This window comes from Pseudooceanicola sp. HF7 (genome assembly GCF_011806405.1).
Classification (GTDB): domain Bacteria; phylum Pseudomonadota; class Alphaproteobacteria; order Rhodobacterales; family Rhodobacteraceae; genus Pseudooceanicola.
In genome coordinates, this window is record NZ_JAATOW010000056.1 from 1 (window position 1) to 16,526 (window position 16,526).

At 66.9% G+C, this 16,526-nt stretch carries 15 protein-coding genes; 8 read left to right on the forward strand and 7 right to left on the reverse strand.

Annotation, left to right across the window (positions count from 1 at the left end; all coding sequences use genetic code 11):
* Nucleotides 1-253 precede the first annotated feature (253 nt).
* The 5 genes from meaB to rimO all read left to right on the forward strand — a co-directional run bounded on the left by meaB (nt 254) and on the right by rimO (nt 6,205).
* The gene (gene meaB / locus HCZ97_RS19745) at nt 254-1,228 is read left to right on the forward strand and encodes a methylmalonyl Co-A mutase-associated GTPase MeaB (protein WP_167690829.1); all 975 of its coding nucleotides are present in this window, start codon (nt 254-256) and stop codon (nt 1,226-1,228) included.
* 407 nt (nt 1,229-1,635) lie between these two features.
* Nucleotides 1,636-2,823, forward strand: coding sequence for an aspartate aminotransferase family protein (locus HCZ97_RS19750; protein WP_167690830.1), 1,188 nt, complete (start codon nt 1,636-1,638; stop codon nt 2,821-2,823).
* A gap of 57 nt (nt 2,824-2,880) precedes the next feature.
* Complete coding sequence (argF, locus tag HCZ97_RS19755; RefSeq protein WP_167690831.1) at nt 2,881-3,807, forward strand: ornithine carbamoyltransferase; 927 nt, start codon at nt 2,881-2,883, stop codon at nt 3,805-3,807.
* 169 nt (nt 3,808-3,976) lie between these two features.
* A complete protein-coding gene (locus HCZ97_RS19760; RefSeq protein WP_167690832.1) occupies nt 3,977-4,564 on the forward strand; it encodes a GcrA family cell cycle regulator in 588 nt (195 codons plus the stop codon).
* A gap of 252 nt (nt 4,565-4,816) precedes the next feature.
* Nucleotides 4,817-6,205 carry a 30S ribosomal protein S12 methylthiotransferase RimO gene (gene rimO / locus HCZ97_RS19765; protein ID WP_167690833.1) on the forward strand — a complete coding sequence of 463 codons (1,389 nt, stop codon included), beginning with the start codon at nt 4,817-4,819 and terminating at the stop codon, nt 6,203-6,205.
* Nucleotides 6,206-6,435: 230 nt separating this feature from the next.
* On the opposite strand, the gene HCZ97_RS20775 is transcribed toward rimO, so the two are convergent.
* The 5 genes from HCZ97_RS20775 to HCZ97_RS19790 all read right to left on the reverse strand — a co-directional run bounded on the left by HCZ97_RS20775 (nt 6,436) and on the right by HCZ97_RS19790 (nt 10,720).
* Nucleotides 6,436-6,789 carry a DUF6455 family protein gene (locus HCZ97_RS20775; RefSeq protein WP_303048736.1) on the reverse strand — a complete coding sequence of 118 codons (354 nt, stop codon included), beginning with the start codon at nt 6,787-6,789 and terminating at the stop codon, nt 6,436-6,438.
* Nucleotides 6,740-6,997, reverse strand: a complete 258-nt coding sequence (locus tag HCZ97_RS19775) for a DUF6455 family protein (protein WP_167690835.1) — start codon at nt 6,995-6,997, stop codon at nt 6,740-6,742. The genes HCZ97_RS20775 and HCZ97_RS19775 overlap by 50 nt, the downstream gene beginning before the upstream one ends.
* A gap of 328 nt (nt 6,998-7,325) precedes the next feature.
* Nucleotides 7,326-9,098: an SLC13 family permease gene (locus tag HCZ97_RS19780; RefSeq protein ID WP_167690836.1), complete on the reverse strand. Its 1,773-nt coding sequence runs from the start codon at nt 9,096-9,098 to the stop codon at nt 7,326-7,328.
* Between the two features lie 121 nt (nt 9,099-9,219).
* Nucleotides 9,220-9,828: a MarC family protein gene (locus tag HCZ97_RS19785; protein WP_167690837.1), complete on the reverse strand. Its 609-nt coding sequence runs from the start codon at nt 9,826-9,828 to the stop codon at nt 9,220-9,222.
* A 151-nt stretch (nt 9,829-9,979) separates the two neighbouring features.
* Entirely contained in the window at nt 9,980-10,720 is a 741-nt protein-coding gene (locus tag HCZ97_RS19790; RefSeq protein WP_167690838.1) for a DUF1036 domain-containing protein, read from the reverse strand.
* A gap of 277 nt (nt 10,721-10,997) precedes the next feature.
* Between HCZ97_RS19790 and HCZ97_RS19795 the strand changes: the two genes are divergently transcribed.
* Complete coding sequence (locus HCZ97_RS19795; protein ID WP_167690839.1) at nt 10,998-11,738, forward strand: YebC/PmpR family DNA-binding transcriptional regulator; 741 nt, start codon at nt 10,998-11,000, stop codon at nt 11,736-11,738.
* A 253-nt stretch (nt 11,739-11,991) separates the two neighbouring features.
* On the opposite strand, the gene HCZ97_RS19800 is transcribed toward HCZ97_RS19795, so the two are convergent.
* Nucleotides 11,992-12,717: a dienelactone hydrolase family protein gene (locus HCZ97_RS19800; RefSeq protein WP_167690840.1), complete on the reverse strand. Its 726-nt coding sequence runs from the start codon at nt 12,715-12,717 to the stop codon at nt 11,992-11,994.
* Nucleotide 12,718: 1 nt separating this feature from the next.
* On the reverse strand, nt 12,719-14,155 hold the full coding sequence (locus HCZ97_RS19805) for an MORN repeat-containing protein (protein ID WP_167690841.1): 1,437 nt from the start codon (nt 14,153-14,155) through the stop codon (nt 12,719-12,721).
* 176 nt (nt 14,156-14,331) lie between these two features.
* Between HCZ97_RS19805 and HCZ97_RS19810 the strand changes: the two genes are divergently transcribed.
* Both HCZ97_RS19810 and HCZ97_RS19815 read left to right on the forward strand, forming a co-directional pair.
* Nucleotides 14,332-15,990, forward strand: coding sequence for an NAD+ synthase (locus tag HCZ97_RS19810; RefSeq protein ID WP_167690842.1), 1,659 nt, complete (start codon nt 14,332-14,334; stop codon nt 15,988-15,990).
* A gap of 175 nt (nt 15,991-16,165) precedes the next feature.
* Nucleotides 16,166-16,526, forward strand: a 361-nt coding sequence (locus HCZ97_RS19815; protein ID WP_167690843.1) for a 2OG-Fe(II) oxygenase, incomplete at its 3' end; no start/stop codon positions are given.

A 16,526-nucleotide genomic window follows, 5' to 3' on the forward strand; every position in this document is an offset into this window, starting at 1 on the left:
GCATCTTCGATCGGCAATCTTTCCATGCCGTCCTTATGCGATGCCCGCCGCGCTTCGTCCACCGCCCGCCCGTGAACCTCTCACCCCCAAACCCCGGCGGGAGAACGCGTCTCCGCCGCCCCATTCACCTTGCCGGAAAACTCCGGGGGAGACGCGCGCAAGCGCGGCGGGGGCAGCGCCCCCATGCGACCCCCGCCACACTGGACCGCCCTGCCCTGCGCGGCTAAACCCGTCAGGAAGGAAGGGAGGCCCCATGGACATCGAGACGCTTGCGCAGAAGATCCTTGCCGGAGACCGCCGGGCGCTGTCGCGCGCCATCACCCTGGTGGAAAGCGGCAGGGCCGATCACCGCGCCACCGCGACCGCGCTTCTGCAGCGGCTGGCGCCGGATGGTCGGCAGGCACTGCGCATCGGCCTGTCGGGCACCCCTGGGGTCGGCAAATCGACCTTCATCGAGAGCTTCGGCATGATGCTGACCGAGCGCGGTCTGCGCGTGGCGGTGCTGGCGGTGGATCCCTCCTCGGCCCGCTCGGGCGGCTCCATCCTGGGCGACAAGACGCGGATGCCCCGGCTGGCCCGCGCCCCCGGCGCCTATATCCGCCCCTCCCCCAGCCAGACCCAGCTGGGCGGCGTGGCCCGCCGGTCGCGCGAAGCCGTGGCGCTCTGCGAGGCCGCCGGCTTCGACGTGGTGCTGGTGGAGACCGTCGGCGTGGGCCAGTCCGAAACCGTGGTGGCCGAGATCTCGGACCTGTTCCTGTTGCTGCTGGCACCGGCGGGGGGCGACGAGCTGCAGGGGGTCAAGCGGGGCATCATGGAGATGGCCGACATGATCCTGGTAAACAAGGCCGATGGCGCGCTGAAACCCTCTGCCATGCGCACCTGCGCCGATTACGCCGGCGCCCTGCGCCTTCTGCGCAAGCGCCCGCAGGATCCGGAGGGCTACCCCCGTGCCCTGCTGGTCTCTGCCCTGTCCGAAGAGGGGCTGGAAGAGGCCTGGGCACAGATGCAGACCCTGGCCGACTGGCGGCGCGAACAGGGCCATTTCGACAGGATCCGCGCGGAACAGGCGCGTTTCTGGTTCGCCGAGGAGGTCCGCCAGGGTCTGCTGGCCCGTCTTGACGGCCCCGAGGCCAAGGCCCGCCTGAGCGCCCTGGCCGACGAGGTTGCCAGCGGCGCGCTGACACCGGCGCTGGCCGCGGAAAAGATGCTGGCGGGTTTACGGGGATAGGCCCGCCCCGCCCGCTCCCGGTCCGGCCATGACGCCCCTGGCAGGCCGGTGGATGCCTCCGGCGGGAGTTTTTCGGCAAGAAGAAGGGGCAGGCCGCGCCCCTGGTCCGGGAGGCGCAGCCGACGACGGGCGGCGGGCCCTCGATGGGGCCGCGGGCCGTGCGCCGTTTTCGCTCTGGTCAGGGGGCGGGAAATACCGTAAGCGGGGCCCATGATCGCACTGGCCCATATCATCCGCCGACGCCGACGCGCGTGACCTGCGGCCTCCGTTCCGGAGGCGGCCAGCCCGATCCTGCGCCCAAAATGTCGCGGCGCACCCAGCAAGACCCCCCTGTATCATCCGTGAAAACTTGACTTGGCCCTCTGGCACATGCTCTCAGAAGGCCTCTTACAAACCAGAGGACTCCCATGATCCCTCCTGTTCTGCCGACCTATTCCCGTGCGCCCCTTCATTTCGTGAAGGGCGAAGGCTCCTGGCTGATCGAGGAGGACGGGCGCCGATTCCTGGACATGGGCGCCGGGATTGCCGTGAACGCGCTGGGCCATGCCCATCCCGCGCTGGTCGAGGCGCTGACCGACCAGGCAGGCAAGGTCTGGCATCTGTCCAACCTCTACGAGATCCCCCAGCAGGAAGAGCTGGCGCGGCGGCTGGTCGATGCGACCTTTGCCGACACGGTGTTCTTCACCAACTCGGGCACCGAGTCGATGGAGCTGGCCGTCAAGATGGCGCGCAAGTACTGGTACGAGAAGGGCAAGCCCGAGAAGGTCGAGATCATCTCCTTCCAGGGGGCCTTCCACGGCCGTTCCTCTGCCGCGATTGCGGCCGCCCCGACCGAGAAGATGGTCAAGGGGATGGGCCCGCTGCTGCCCGGTTTCAAGGTGCTGCCCCATGGCGACTGGGGGCTGCTGAAGGAGGCCATGACCGAGGCCACCGCCGCCGTGATCATCGAGCCGATCCAGGGCGAAGGCGGCATCCGCCCGCTTGCCTCCGAGGATCTGAAGACGCTCCGCGCCATCTGCGACGAGGCCGGCGTGCTGCTGATCCTGGACGAGGTGCAATGCGGCGTGGGGCGGACCGGCAAGCTGTTCGCCCATGAATGGGCCGGGATCACGCCCGATATCATGATGGCGGCCAAGGGCATCGGCGGGGGCTTCCCGCTGGGCGCGGTGCTGGCCACGGAAGAGGCGGCCTCCGGCATGGGGCCGGGCACCCATGGGTCCACCTATGGCGGCAACCCGCTGGGCTGTGCCGTGGGCTGCGCCGTGCTGAAGATCATCGCCGATGACGACTTCCTAGAGAGCGTGAACCGCAAGGCGGGCACCCTGCGCCAGAAGCTGGAGGGGCTGGTGGCCGAATTCCCGGATGTCTTCGACAGCGTCCGCGGCCAGGGCCTGATGATCGGCCTCAAGTGCAAGGTCGCCCCGGCGGATCTGGTCAAGGCCGGCTATGACGCCGAGATCATCACCGTGCCGGCCGCCGACAACGTGGTGCGCCTTCTGCCGCCGCTGACCATCACCGAAGACGAGATTGCCGAGGCCGTCACCCGGCTGGAAGCCGCCGCCAAGGCAGTGAGCTCCAGCCAGCAAGCGGGCTGATACGAAAGTTCCCCGGCGGCGGCCATCGCCGCGCCGGGGCCGAGACAGGATGACGAGATGAACCACTTCCTCGATCTGCATACGACCGATGCCGGCGAACTGCGGCAGATGATCGACCATGCCCGCGCCATGAAGAGTGCCCGCGAAGGCCGCCCCAAGGGCACGCCCGATGACAGCCAGCCGCTGGCCGGGCGCATGGTGGCGCTGATCTTCGAAAAACCCTCGACCCGGACGCGCGTCAGCTTCGACGTGGGCGTGCGCCAGATGGGCGGGCAGACCATGGTGCTGTCGGGCTCGGAGATGCAGCTGGGCCATGGCGAGAGCATCGCCGACACCGCCCGCGTGCTGTCGCGCTACGTCGACCTGATCATGATCCGGACCTTCAGCGAGGACATCCTGCATGAGCTGGCCGAACATGCCAGCGTGCCGGTGATCAACGGGCTGACGGACAATTCCCATCCCTGCCAGATCATGGCGGACATCCTGACCTACGAAGAGCACCGCGGCCCGATCAAGGGCAAGAAGGTGGTCTGGACCGGTGACGGCAACAACGTCTGCGCCTCTTTCCTGCATGCGGCGGGGCAATTCGGCTTCGATTTCACCTTCACCGGCCCGATGCAGCTGGACCCCGATCCCAAGGCCGTGGGCTTTGCCCGGGACAAGGGCGTCAGCGTCAGCATCGAACGCGACGCCATGCGCGCCGTGGAGGGGGCGGACTTGGTGGTGGCCGATACCTGGGTGTCGATGCATGACCCCCAGAGCATGCGCGAGCGGCGCCACAACATGCTGCGCTCCTACCAGGTGAACGACGTGCTGATGGGCGCGGCCAAACCCGATGCGCTCTTCATGCACTGCCTGCCGGCCCACCGCGGAGAGGAAGTGACCTCTGCCGTGATGGACGGCAAGCACTCGGTCATCTTCGATGAGGCTGAGAACCGCCTGCACGCCCAGAAGGCCGTCATGCGCTGGTGCCTCGGGCTCTAGAAAAAAGCGGTTTCGGACGCCCGAGGCGACAAGGAGGCCCCCCGGCCTCCTTGTAACTTCGCGCCCGATGCATAAAATAGGCACCTGATCCGAAAAGGCGGCCCCGGAAGGCCGCCACGGGCCGCCCCTGAGGCATGGGCGGCCGTTGAGCAAGCTGGAGGCTCCCCAAATGTCCTGGACCGATGAACGCGTCGAGCTGTTGAAGAAGATGTGGTCGGAGGGCCAGTCGGCCAGCCAGATCGCCAAGGAGCTTGGCGGCGTCACCCGCAACGCGGTGATCGGCAAGGTGCACCGGCTGGGGCTGTCCAACCGCTCCGGCGGCGCGGCCCCCGCGGCGGCACAGCCCGCCAAGGCAGATGCCAAAGCCAAGCCCGCCGCCCCGAAGCGCGAGACGGCAGAAGCCGCTCCCGCCCCGGAACCAAAACCCGCACCCGCCCCGGCGGCTTCTGCGCCGTCGCCGGCACCGACGCCCGCCCGCAAGGCGATCATCCCGGCCGGCCAACCCCTGCCGCCGCAGCCCTCTGCCAACGAGATCAGCCCGGAAGCCCTGGCCAAGGTCTCGGAGATCGAGAAGAAGGCAAAGCGCCTGACCCTGATGGAGCTCACCGAGCGGACCTGCAAATGGCCCGTGGGCGATCCTGCAACGGAAGATTTCTGGTTCTGCGGCCTGCCCGTCCAGGCCGGCAAACCCTATTGCGAAGCCCACGTGGGCGTGGCCTTCCAGCCCATGTCCTCTCGCCGCGACCGCAAGCGCTGACCGCATCGGTTTAGAGATAAGGGGCTTTGCCCCTTCCCGGCCCTACGGGCCTCACCCCCAAAGTATTTCCGGCCAGGTGAAGAGGCGGGACGGCGCGGAACCTGGCGCCGCGATCCCCCTTCATCTGGCCGGAAATACTTCGGGGGTGAGGCCCGTAGGGCCGAGGGGGCTGGCCCCCACCCGCGCGCGCCCCGAAACCGGGTAGAGTGACGGGCAATTCCCATCGCCACCGATTCGCTCTATAGGCAGCGCATGTCCCAGAATCCGCCGAACCTCCGCCCAGACCTTGCCCCCGCGCCGCACTTTGGCACGGGTCCCCGCCGTGACGGCCAGCCCTCTCTTGGGATGGTGTCCCTTGGCTGCCCCAAGGCGCTGGTGGACAGTGAGCGGATCCTGACCCGGCTGCGCGCGGAAGGCTACGCGATCAGCCCCGATTACGCCGGGGCCGATGCGGTGATCGTGAACACATGCGGGTTCCTCGATTCCGCCAAGGCCGAGAGCCTTGAGGCCATCGGCGAGGCGCTGAAGGAGAACGGGCGCGTGATCGTGACCGGCTGCCTGGGCGCGGAGCCCGAGTATATCACCGGCGTGCATCCCAAGGTCATGGCCGTCACCGGCCCGCATCAATACGAGCAGGTGCTAGACGCGGTCCATTCCGCCGTGCCGCCCAGTCCCGATCCCTTCGTCGACCTGCTGCCGGCCTCTGGCGTCAGCCTGACACCGCGCCATTACAGCTATCTCAAGATCTCCGAGGGCTGTAACCACAAGTGCAAGTTCTGCATCATCCCGGACATGCGCGGGCGGCTTCAGTCGCGCCCTGCCCATGCGGTGATGCGCGAGGCGGAGAAGCTGGTCGACGCGGGCGTCAGGGAGTTGCTGGTCATCAGCCAGGACACCTCGGCCTACGGGGTGGACATCAAGCATGCCGAAGAGCGCGGGCACCGGGCGCATATCACGGACCTGGCGCGGGACCTCGGCTCGCTCGGGGCCTGGGTGCGGCTGCATTACGTCTATCCCTACCCGCATGTGCGCAACCTGATCCCGCTGATGGCGGATCCTGCGAACGGCCTCCTGCCCTACCTCGACATCCCCTTCCAGCATGGCCACCCGGAGGTGCTGAAGCGCATGGCGCGCCCGGCCGCCAGTGCCCGCACCCTGGACGAGATCGCCGCCTGGCGCGCCGATTGCCCGGACATCACCCTGCGCTCGACCTTCATCGTCGGCTATCCCGGCGAGACGGAGGAAGAGTTCCAGTACCTGCTGGACTGGATGGACGAAGCGCAGCTGGATCGCGTGGGCTGCTTCCAGTACGAGAACGTCGAGGGCGCGCGCTCCAACGAGCTGCCCGATCACGTGCCGGCCGAAGTGAAACAGGAGCGGTGGGACCGTTTCATGGAAAGGGCCCAGGCGATTTCCGAAGCCAAGCTGGAGGCCAAGGTGGGCCGGACCCTGCAGGTCATCGTGGACGAGGTGGATGAAGACGCCGCCACCTGCCGCACCCATGCGGATGCGCCGGAAATCGACGGCAACCTCTTCATCGACGAGGGGCACGAGGCGCTGAAACCCGGCGATATCGTCACCGTGGAGGTCGACGAGGCCGGGGAGTATGACCTGTGGGGCCGGATCCTGGCTGAACACTGAAGGATCCTGGCCGGCGTGGCGCTGAGCGCCCGCAGGCAGGTCGTGAGAGCGCCAGTAATGAAAAAGCCGGTGCAGGGGATCCCGGGGGATCCACGCCGCACCGGCAGGTAGGCCGCATTCCCATGCATCGCCGTTGATGGAGGTCGAGCCCGCTCCCCTGGGCTGGTGACCTCACGATGCATTGGACCCGCGCGGCATCTCTTTGGCCCCCCGAGAGGGCCTATTCGTGATCAGGCCGGTTCGCGTTTCAGCCCGTCCAGCCAGGTGCCATTGCGGCAATAGGCGGGCGGGTGGTCGGCCTGGGTGTGGCTGTTCAGGAAATGCCGGCATTCCTGGGTGCGGTTGCACATGGCGCAGCTCATCAGCGCCGCGCGATAGGCGCTGGCCGCGGCCAGGTTGCCATTGGCCAGCACCGGGGTCCGGGCGCCGATTGTGGCGGCCATGCGGTCCATGAGCTGTGCATTCTCGTCAATTCGCTTGAACAAACCCAATGTCTCTACTCCTTCTGCGGCAGGGGTGCGGCGGCGCGCCCTGTCAGATCTTCGGCAAGACCAGGGCGTTTTCACACCCGGCCACGGTGGCATCCCGCTGTGTCCCTTCAAGCTCGGCCTCGGTCAGCCAGTCCTTGCAGGCACAGGTCACCTGGCAATTGCGGCAGCGGCCGACCATGGCCGCCCAATCCGCATCCCCGATCCGTCCGTCCTCGTAAGCGGCGGCAAGATCCGTGCCGACGGCCTTGGCCATCCGTTGCACGAGCCAATAGTGTTCAACCTGGTTTCCAAGCGGTTTCATCTGTTGTCTCTCCCATCGGGTGGACCCGGGTACGCCGGCCTCTGCGGGCCATTGGAAGCGAGCCTACGCCGCGTTGCGGCAGGCCACCTTGATCCGGATCAAATTCGCGAAATGGCGTGTGAAAGCGGCGCGAGGGGATGTCAGCGGAGGGGTGCGCCGTCAGGATTTACCGGTATTTCAAACGCTTGGCGGGCTGGCGGCACTTGGTGCGGGTCTACTGGGCGGCGGCCATACCAGGCAGGCTCTGCCGGCCCATCGCAGGGACGGGCCAGCCTTTCAAGGGAATCACCGCGTTTCCTGCCGCAGTTTCGAAGCCCTGCCCGGGGTCTTAGAGCGGCCAGAACACTAGGATCAGCGGGATCGACACGGCCACCACCAGGATTTCCAGCGGCAGGCCCATGCGCCAGTAATCCCCGAAGCGGTAGCCGCCAGGGCCCAGGATCAGCGTGTTGTTCTTGTGTCCGATCGGGGTCAGGAAGGCCGCGCTGGCCGCCACGGCGACCGCCATCAGGAACGGATCGGCAGAAACGCCAAGGCTGTTGGCCATGGAGATCCCGATGGGCGCGGCCACGATGGTTGTCGCGGTGTTGTTCAGCACGTCCGACAGGGTCATGGTCACCACCATCAGCGCGGTCAGGATCGCCCAGGCCGGCCAGCCATTGGTCAGGCTCACCAGGCCATTGGCGATCAGCTCTGTCCCCCCGGAGCTTTCCAGCGCCGTGCCCAGCGGGATCATCGAGCCCAGCAGCACGATCACCGGCCATTCGACCGAGGTATAGAGCTCGTTCAGGGGCACGATGCGCAGCAGCAGGTAGGCCACGACCACCATGCCTAGGGCGATGGGCAGGTGGATGAACCCGAAGCTGGCGGCGGCCACGGCGGCGGCGAACAGGCCGATGGCAGACCAGGTCTTGGTATTGTCGGTGACGGCCAGGCCACGATCGGCAAGGGTCAGGCAGCCCAGCCAGTCGGCGATCACGCCGCCCTGGTCCTTGGGCACCAGCAGCAGCAGCAGGTCGCCCGGCTCGATCTCCGTGCGGCGGACCTGGCGGGTGATCCGCCGGCCCTTGCGCGAGATGCCCATGAGTACCGCGCGTTGCCGCCAGCTGAGCCCCACGGCCTGGGCACTGCGCCCGACCAGGCGGGAATCACCCGGCACGACCACTTCCAGCACGTCCAGGCCTTCGCCGCTGGCCACCAGCAGCTCTTCGCGCCGCTCGTCAGAGAAGGCAAGGTTCAGCGCGGAGCGGAATTCATCCAGCGCCTCCGGCACGGCTTCCAGCACCAGCGCATCGCCGGCCTCAAGCTTGGTGTTTCGGGCAGAGCCATAAAGCCGCCGGTCGCCCCGGATCAGCCCGATGATGGCAACATCGGCCTTCTCTGCGTCCTCGTTCAGCTCGAAGACGCGCTTGCCGATCAGCTTGCTGTCTTCCGGCACGGTCAGCTCTGCCACGTATTGCGCCAGCTCCTTGGCGGTCAGGCGGCCATCTTCGGGCTGCGGGATCAGGCGCCAGCCGATCAGCGCCACGAAGGCCAGCCCCGCCAGCGCGGTCAGCCCGCCGACGGGGGCGAAATCGAACATCGAATAGGGCGCATCCAGGGATTCGGCCCGGAAGGTGGAGATGATGATGTTGGGCGGCGTGCCGATCAGCGTGGCCATGCCGCCCAGGATGGTGGCAAAGCTGAGCGGCATCAGCGACAGGCCGGGCGAGCGCCCCGCCTTCTGGGCCGCCTGGATATCCACCGGCATCAGCAGGCCCAGCGCCGCGACATTGTTCATGAAGGCCGAGAGCACCGCGCCGATGCCGCCCATGATGGCGATATGCGCGCCCAGCTTGCGCCCTGAATCCAGCAGGGTCCGGGTGATCAGGTAAACCGCCCCGGAATGGACCAGCCCGGCAGAGATCACCAGCACCAGCCCGACGATCAGCGTTGCCTCATGGCCGAAGCCGGAAAAGGCCTCTTCATAGGGGACGACGCCGCTGGCGACCCCGACCATCAGCGCCGAGAAGGCCACGAGGTCATAGCGCCAGCGCCCCCAGAGCAGCAGGGCGAAGACGGCAAAGAAGAGCGAAAACAGGATGATCTGGTCCATGGTCATGGAGCAGACCTAGCATGGTGGCGCGCCATGGGTAGAGCCTGAATTCGCCATAACGGATTTTCGCGAATAGGGGTGGCGGCGACCCGCACAGGGGCCGGATCAGCGCCCCGATCAGGCCTGATCAGGTGGCGGTGGCGATCAGGTCGAAGATGGCCTCTATGATGTTGTCGATGGCAACGGCGGCCAGCACCATGCCCATGACCTGGCTCACGATGGCCGCGCCGGCGGGGCGGATGATCTTCAGGATCGGGCCGGCCATCAGCATCCCCAGCAGGGCAAAGGCCACCACCGAGAGCATCACCGCCGCGGTCACCGCCTGTTCGGGGATGGAAAACCGGTTGTTGTCCGTCAGCAGGACGATGGCCAGCATCGCCCCCGGAGAGGCCAGCGAGGGCACGCCCAGCGGAAAGATCGCCGGTGTCTGCCCATCCGCCATCTGGTCGGAATCGTCGCCGGAGCCGAAGATCATCGTCAGCGCGAAAAGGAACAGGACCAGCCCACCCGCGATCTGGAAGGCCTCCAGCGTGATGCCCAGCGCATCTATCAGGAACTGCCCGAAGACCAGGAAGAAGAACAGCACGCCGAAGGCGGTACCGGCCGCTTCGAAGGCAATGCGGCGGCGCTGCGCGACGCTGTAGCCCCCCGTGACGGAGACAAAGACGGGAATGGTGCCGATCGGATCAATGACCACCCAGAGGATCACGAATTGCTCGAGCAATATGCTGGTCATGAGGCCGGCGGTCTCCTTGCGGGTCAAATGTCTTTTGGAAATCGATGGGGGCTTCCCTGCCCCCTGATCTACAGCCTTGGGCGCTGCCGCTCAACCGCGCAGTCGGGCCTCATCGGCCCCCTTTTACTCCGTTTTTTTCACCGGCCCGCCTTCAGCAGAGCAGCGCGGTGAAGAAATGTTCGAAACCGGTCTTTACCATGCGATAGGTCCGGCCCCTGTAGGTGAACTCATGCGGGCCGGTGAAGGTGGTGAAATCCTGCGGCCGGTCCTCGGCTTCGGCGACAAGGTAATAGTGCGGGCTGCGCGTCTTGCGCAGTTCCCTGGTTTCATAAGGCTCAAGGGTCCACCAGCCTTCTGTCTTCCAGCCCTCGTCAAGGTTGTCGTAGTGCAGCATGACCCGGTAGGGCCGCGAGCAGTTGTTGAAGATGCGGATCCGGTGCTGCCCGGTCTGATCGTAGCTGCTGGAGCAGGAGATCACGACGGTCTGGCCCGGAGTGTCGCTTTCGATGCGTTTCTCGCGGTAGTTGACCTGGATGAGACTGCCGGGAAGCCTGCGCGGCATCTCCCCGTCCCAGGTGCGGGCCTTGTCGGCGGCGTAGTAATAATAAATCCGGTTGTCCGTGCGGAAGATCGTCTTGCGGGCGTCCGGTGGCAGGCTGACCGGTCCCGCATCGCTCCATGCGGCTTGCTGTGGGGGCAGGTAATGGACGTACAGATAGACCGTTTCCGAGCAGTGGTTCTCGAAGGAGACGGTCCAGTGGCCACTGCCTGCCTGGGCCAGCTGGTCCCGCCCCGGCAGGGCGGAGCCGGCCTGTTGCGCACTGGCGGCAAGGGGCAGGAGCGCGGCGAGCGCAAGCGCGAGAAGCGGGCGGATCAGGGCTTTGAGCATCATGGGTCTTTCCGTGGCGGCGGCTGGGGGATGCGGGCCCGGGGCCAGCACGCCACCACAAGACACCGGCGCCTGCCGCTGCGTCAAACCCCGGCGGCACGCCCGTGGCAGCCTGTCACCTTCCTGCTACGCCCTGTGACCTGGCGGCGGGGTGGCTGACGTCGCCCAAATAAAGCCCAGAGACGGCCCGGGTGCCAAGGCGGTGCCCTGTGTCTTGCGAAGCCCCCCCGCGCTGCCGTATAGGGTTCCGAGCCAAGCACAACAGGACCAGGAGGCATCGATGGCCGGCCACTCTAAATGGGCGAACATCCAGCACCGCAAGGGGCGCCAGGACGCCGCGCGGTCGAAACTGTTTTCGAAACTCTCCAAGGAGATCACCGTGGCCGCCAAGATGGGCGACCCGGATCCCGACAAGAACCCGCGGCTGCGCATGGCCGTGAAGGAAGCCAAGTCGCAATCCGTCCCCAAGGACGTGATCGACCGCGCGATCAAGAAATCGCAGGCGGGCGACGGCGATGACTACAAGGAAATCCGTTACGAGGGCTATGGCCCCGGCGGCGTGGCGATCATCGTCGAGGCGATGACCGACAACGTGAACCGGACGGCATCGACCGTGCGCTCCACCTTCTCCAAGAACGGCGGCAACCTGGGCGAAACCGGGTCCGTTGGCTTCATGTTCGACCGCAAGGGCGAGGTGATCTACCCCGCCGATGCGGGCGATGCGGACACCGTGATGATGGCCGCGATCGAGGCCGGGGCGGAAGACGTGGAAAGCTCTGACGACGGCCACGTGATCTATTGCGCGGACACCGATCTGAACGACGTCTCCACCGCGCTGGAAAATGAGCTGGGCGAAAGCGAAAGCACCAAGCTGGTGTGGAAGCCGACGACCACGACGGAACTGGACCTGGAAGGGATGCAGAAGCTGATGAAGCTGATCGACGCCCTTGAGGACGACGACGACGTCCAGCGCGTGACGGCGAACTTCGAGGCCGATGACGCGGTGATGGAACAGCTCTGATCCCAAGCGGATCGGGATTGGCGGGGGCCGGGGCGAAAGCTCCGGCTTTCTGCGTTTCAGGGGGTGTGCCTTCGGGCGGGCGGTTGCGCGCGGGGCGGTCTGGGGATGCCTCCGGCGGGAGTTTTTTGGCAAGAAGAAAGGGGTGAGGTGTCACGTGCGGGGCCGGCGGCCTGGACGGGAGGCGGAGACGACGACGGGACGGGCCCCCTCGATGGGGGGCCGGGCCGTTTTGCCGGGACGGGTGCGGGGTGGCTCAGGCGAGCTTTTCGGCGAGGAAGCGATCCAGGGCGGCGAAGGCACGGGGCGCGGCGGTTTCGGAGTAGCCGAAGCCGGGGGCCGCAGCCGAGACGGCCGGGTTGGTGAAGGCATGGCCCGTGTGCCCGAAGCCGAGGATCTGCCAGTCCGGGCAATGTAGCGTCAGCTCTTCGGCCAGGGCGGTGACGGCCTGGGGCGGGGCCAGCGGGTCATCCCAGCCATGCAGCACCAGCAGCGCGGCCTGCATGTCCTGGCTGCCTGAGGGCGGCGCGTCATAGACGCCGTGAAGGCTGGCCCCGGCCTGGAAGGCGGCGCCGCTGCGCGCCAGGTCCAGGACCGCCTTGCCGCCGAAGCAGAAGCCCATTGCGCCAAGGCGGGTTTCATCCACTTCGCGCAAGCGGGCAAGCGCCTTGAGTGCCGCCTGCATCCGCTGGAGCAGCAGGGGGCGATCCGCGTTCAGCTCTGCCATCCGCTCTGCCGCCTCTTCACGGGAGCCGGCCTGCCAGCCGTTGCCGTAGTAGTCCAGCGCCAGCGCGGCGTAGCCCTGGCGGGCCAGCCGGTCCGCCTGGCGGCGTTCGAAGTCACCGATGCCGCCGAAGGCATGGGCCACCAGCACCCCCGGCACGGGCCCCGCGCCGCCCGGCATCGCCAGGTAGCCATGGCAGGCAGTCTCTGCGGCCTCATAGGCCAGGTCCTGGGACAGGATGGGCGTGTCGTCTTGCATGTCATTCACCTTCCGGGGCGGCGGCGGCGGCGTCTGGCTCTGCCGCGGGCTGTTCCAATGCGCCGTTGATCCAATTGCCCGAGACGACCTCTCCGCTGGCGTAGCTCAGGGTGCCCTTGCCATGGCGGCGCCCGTCCAGGAAGGCGCCTTCGTAGGTGTCGCCATTGGCATAGATCGCCTTGCCCTGGCCGGTCATTTCGCCCGCGCTCCACTGGCCTTCGTAGGTGAAGCCGTCGGGCATGGTGATCTTGCCCTGCCCATCGCGCAGCCCGGCCTTGAAGGTGCCGTCATAGACCATGCCACCGGGGAAGCTGGCCTTGCCCTGTCCGTCGCGCTGGCCGGCCACCCAGTTGCCCGCGTAGCTGTAGCCATCCGCATGGGTGAGCACGCCGTAGCCGTGGTTCTGCGAGTCCTGGAAGCCGCCTTCGTAACGGGTGCCATTGGGGAAGGTCGCCACCCCTTCGCCCTGGATCACGCCGTCGGCCCAGCCGCCTTCGTAGGTGGCGCCGGAGGGATAGGTGATCCGGCCCTGTCCATTGGCAAGGCCGTTTGCCATCTCGCCCTCGTAGACGGAGCCATCGGGGAAGGTGACGGAGCCGAGGCCCGTGATGCTGTCTTCCTGCCAGACCCCGGCGTAGCGGAAGCCGTCCGCGCCGGTAAAGCTGCCTTCGCCATCGCGCATGTCCGCGGAAAAGCCGCCTTCGTAGACATCGCCGTTGGCATAGGTCACGCGTCCCTGGCCCTGGCGCACGCCATCCACAAGGTCGCCTTCGTAGATATCGCCGTTGGGCTGGGTCAGCTTGCCGCTGCCGGTCATCTGCCCCGCGACCCAGTCGCCGCTGTAGCGGAACCCGTCCGCCAAGATCAGCGTGCCCTGCCCGTCGCGTTCGCCCTGGCTGAGCCCGCCTTCGTAGGTGGCGCCATCGGGGAAGGTGATCTTGCCCTGGCCATCCTTGACCCCATTGGCCCAGTCGCCTTCGTAGACATAGCCATCGGCCATTTCCATCCGGCCCTTGCCGTGGTGCTTGGCATTCAGGAAGCCGCCCTCATAGCGGGTGCCATTGGCATAGGTGGCGATCCCCTGGCCGGTGATCTTGCCGTCCAGCCAGTCGCCTTCATAGGTGCCGCCATCGGCAAAGGTGATGCGCCCCGTGCCCTCCGGCTTGCCCTTGGCGAAGGCGCCCTCATAGACAGAGCCGTTGGGAAAGCGTGCCACGCCCTGGCCGCGGATCTCTCCGGCGACCCATTCGCCGGTGTATTCATAGCCGTTGGGCAGCCGGTAGGTGCCGCGCCCGTTCTGCAGCCCGTTCTCGAACTGGCCCTCGTAAACCCCGCCGTCTTCGTATTGCTTGGTGCGGATGTCGCCATCCTGGGCCTGCGCGGTCCCCAGGGCGACGGCTGCCGCCAGGCCTGCGAGGATCATCAGCTTCTGTGCCATCTTGCCTCCCGGTAACGAAAAGGCTGGCTGGACCCTGGCCCAAGCTTGCCCGTCTGGTCGAAAACCTATGCGAGGGGCAAAGCCGGGGCAACGGGTTTCGCCAAATCGCCTTTCCCTTGGCGCAATGGCCCGGTAAGCAGGCCAGAGGCACCCGCAGGCACGGCAGAGAGAGCATCATGGCAGACCGGTTCCGCATCACACTGGCGCAGCTGAACCCCAGCGTGGGCGACATCGAAGGCAATGCCGCCAAGGCCTTTGCCGCCTGGCAGGAAGGCCGAGAGGCCGGGGCTGACCTGGTCGCCCTGCCGGAAATGTTCATCACCGGCTACAACACCCAGGACCTGGTGGAGAAACCCGTCTTCCACCAGACCGCCATCGCCGCGATCGAGGCCCTTGCGCAGCAATGCGCCGACGGCCCCACCCTGGCCATCGGCGGCCCCTGGATCGAGGGCGCCTCGCTTTACAACGCCTACCACATCTGCCGCGGCGGCAGGGTGGTGTCCCGCGTGCTCAAGCACAACCTGCCCAACGAGACCGTCTTCGACGAGGTGCGCCTGTATGACAGTGGCCCCCTGGGCGGGCCCTATGCCGTGGGCAATACCCGCGTGGGCAGCCCGATCTGCGAAGATGCCTGGCACCCGGAGGTCGCCGAGACCCTGGCGGAGACCGGGGCGGAGTTCCTGTTGGTCCCCAACGGATCGCCCTATTACCGCGGCAAGCTGGACACGCGTTACAACCACATGGTCGCCCGCGTGGTCGAAACCGGGCTGCCGCTGATCTACCTCAACATGGTAGGCGGCCAGGATGACCAGGTCTTCGATGGGGGCAGCTTCGGGCTGAACCCCGGCGGCGGCCTGGCCTTCCACATGCCGGTCTTCGACGAGGCGGTGACCCAGGTGGACCTGGAGCGCGGCCCGGAGGGCTGGCGCATCGTTCCCGGCGAGATGGCGCCGGTGCCCGACGACTGGGAGCAGGATTACCGCGCCATGGTCGAATCCCTGCGCGACTACTGTGCCAAGACCGGCTTTACCAAGGTGCTGCTGGGCCTGTCCGGGGGCATCGATTCCGCGATCGTGGCCACGGTGGCCGTCGATGCGCTTGGCGCGCAGAACGTGCGCTGCGTGATGCTGCCCTCTGAATATACCTCGGAAGAATCGCTGGAGGATGCCCGCGCCTTGGCAAAGGCGCTTGGCACCCGGCTGGACAACGTGCCGATCAGCGCCGGGCGCGATGCGATCACCCAGACCCTGGCGCCGCTCTTCGAAGACCATGACACCGATATCACCGAAGAGAACATCCAGTCCCGCCTGCGCGGGCTGCTGCTGATGGCCATGTCCAACAAGTTCGGGGAAATGCTGCTGACCACCGGCAACAAGTCCGAGGTGGCCGTGGGCTATGCCACGATCTACGGCGACATGAACGGCGGCTACAATCCGATCAAGGATCTCTACAAGACCCGGGTGTTCGAACAGTGCCGCTGGCGCAATGCCAACCACCGTCCCTGGATGGCCGGCCCCGATGGCGCGCCGATCCCGGAGCGGATCATCACCAAGCCGCCCTCGGCAGAGCTGCGCCCGGACCAGAAGGACAGCGATTCCCTGCCCGATTACCCGGTGCTGGACGGGATCCTGGAGATCCTTGTGGACCTGGACGGATCGATCGCCGATTGCGTGGCCGCAGGCTATGCGCATGAGGATGCCAAGCGGGTCGAGCACCTGCTCTACATCTCCGAATACAAGCGCTTCCAGTCGGCGCCGGGCACGCGACTGACCAAGCGCGCCTTCTGGCTGGACCGGCGCTACCCGATCGCCAACCGCTGGCGCGACCCGGGCTGAGCCCCTCTCCCGCACCGGGGAAATGGCTGCATCAGGAATTGCCGCAGCGGCCTCGACGTCCCCTGAGACGGGCCAGAGCAGAGACGGGCTGAAAGCGACATCTTGCAGGTCGCTCCCGACAGAGCGGCAGACCCGCGCATGGGCTAGTTCATCCTTCCCCCAGGAACGGATGTCCATGCTAGCCCTCCACGTGATCCCCCAGGCCTTCAGCCTGACCGAATGCGCAACCCTGTCCCAGGTTGCCCGCACCGCCCCCGCGCAGGACGCGGGCCTTGTGCGCCAGGCGCGCGACCACAACTTGCGCCGGGCAGAGCTGGTCTGGCTGGACGAGGTGCCGGATAACGACTGGGTCATGGACCGGCTGATCGACCTGGTGCGCCAGGCCAACCGCGAAAGCTTTGATTTCGACCTTCAGGATTTCTCTGAAAGCCCGCAGCTGGCGCGCTACGGGTCGGACCGGCAGGGCCATTTCGACTGGCATTCCGATATCGGCGATGGCCGGCTGGCGGCCAAGCGCAAGCTGACCCTGGTCACCC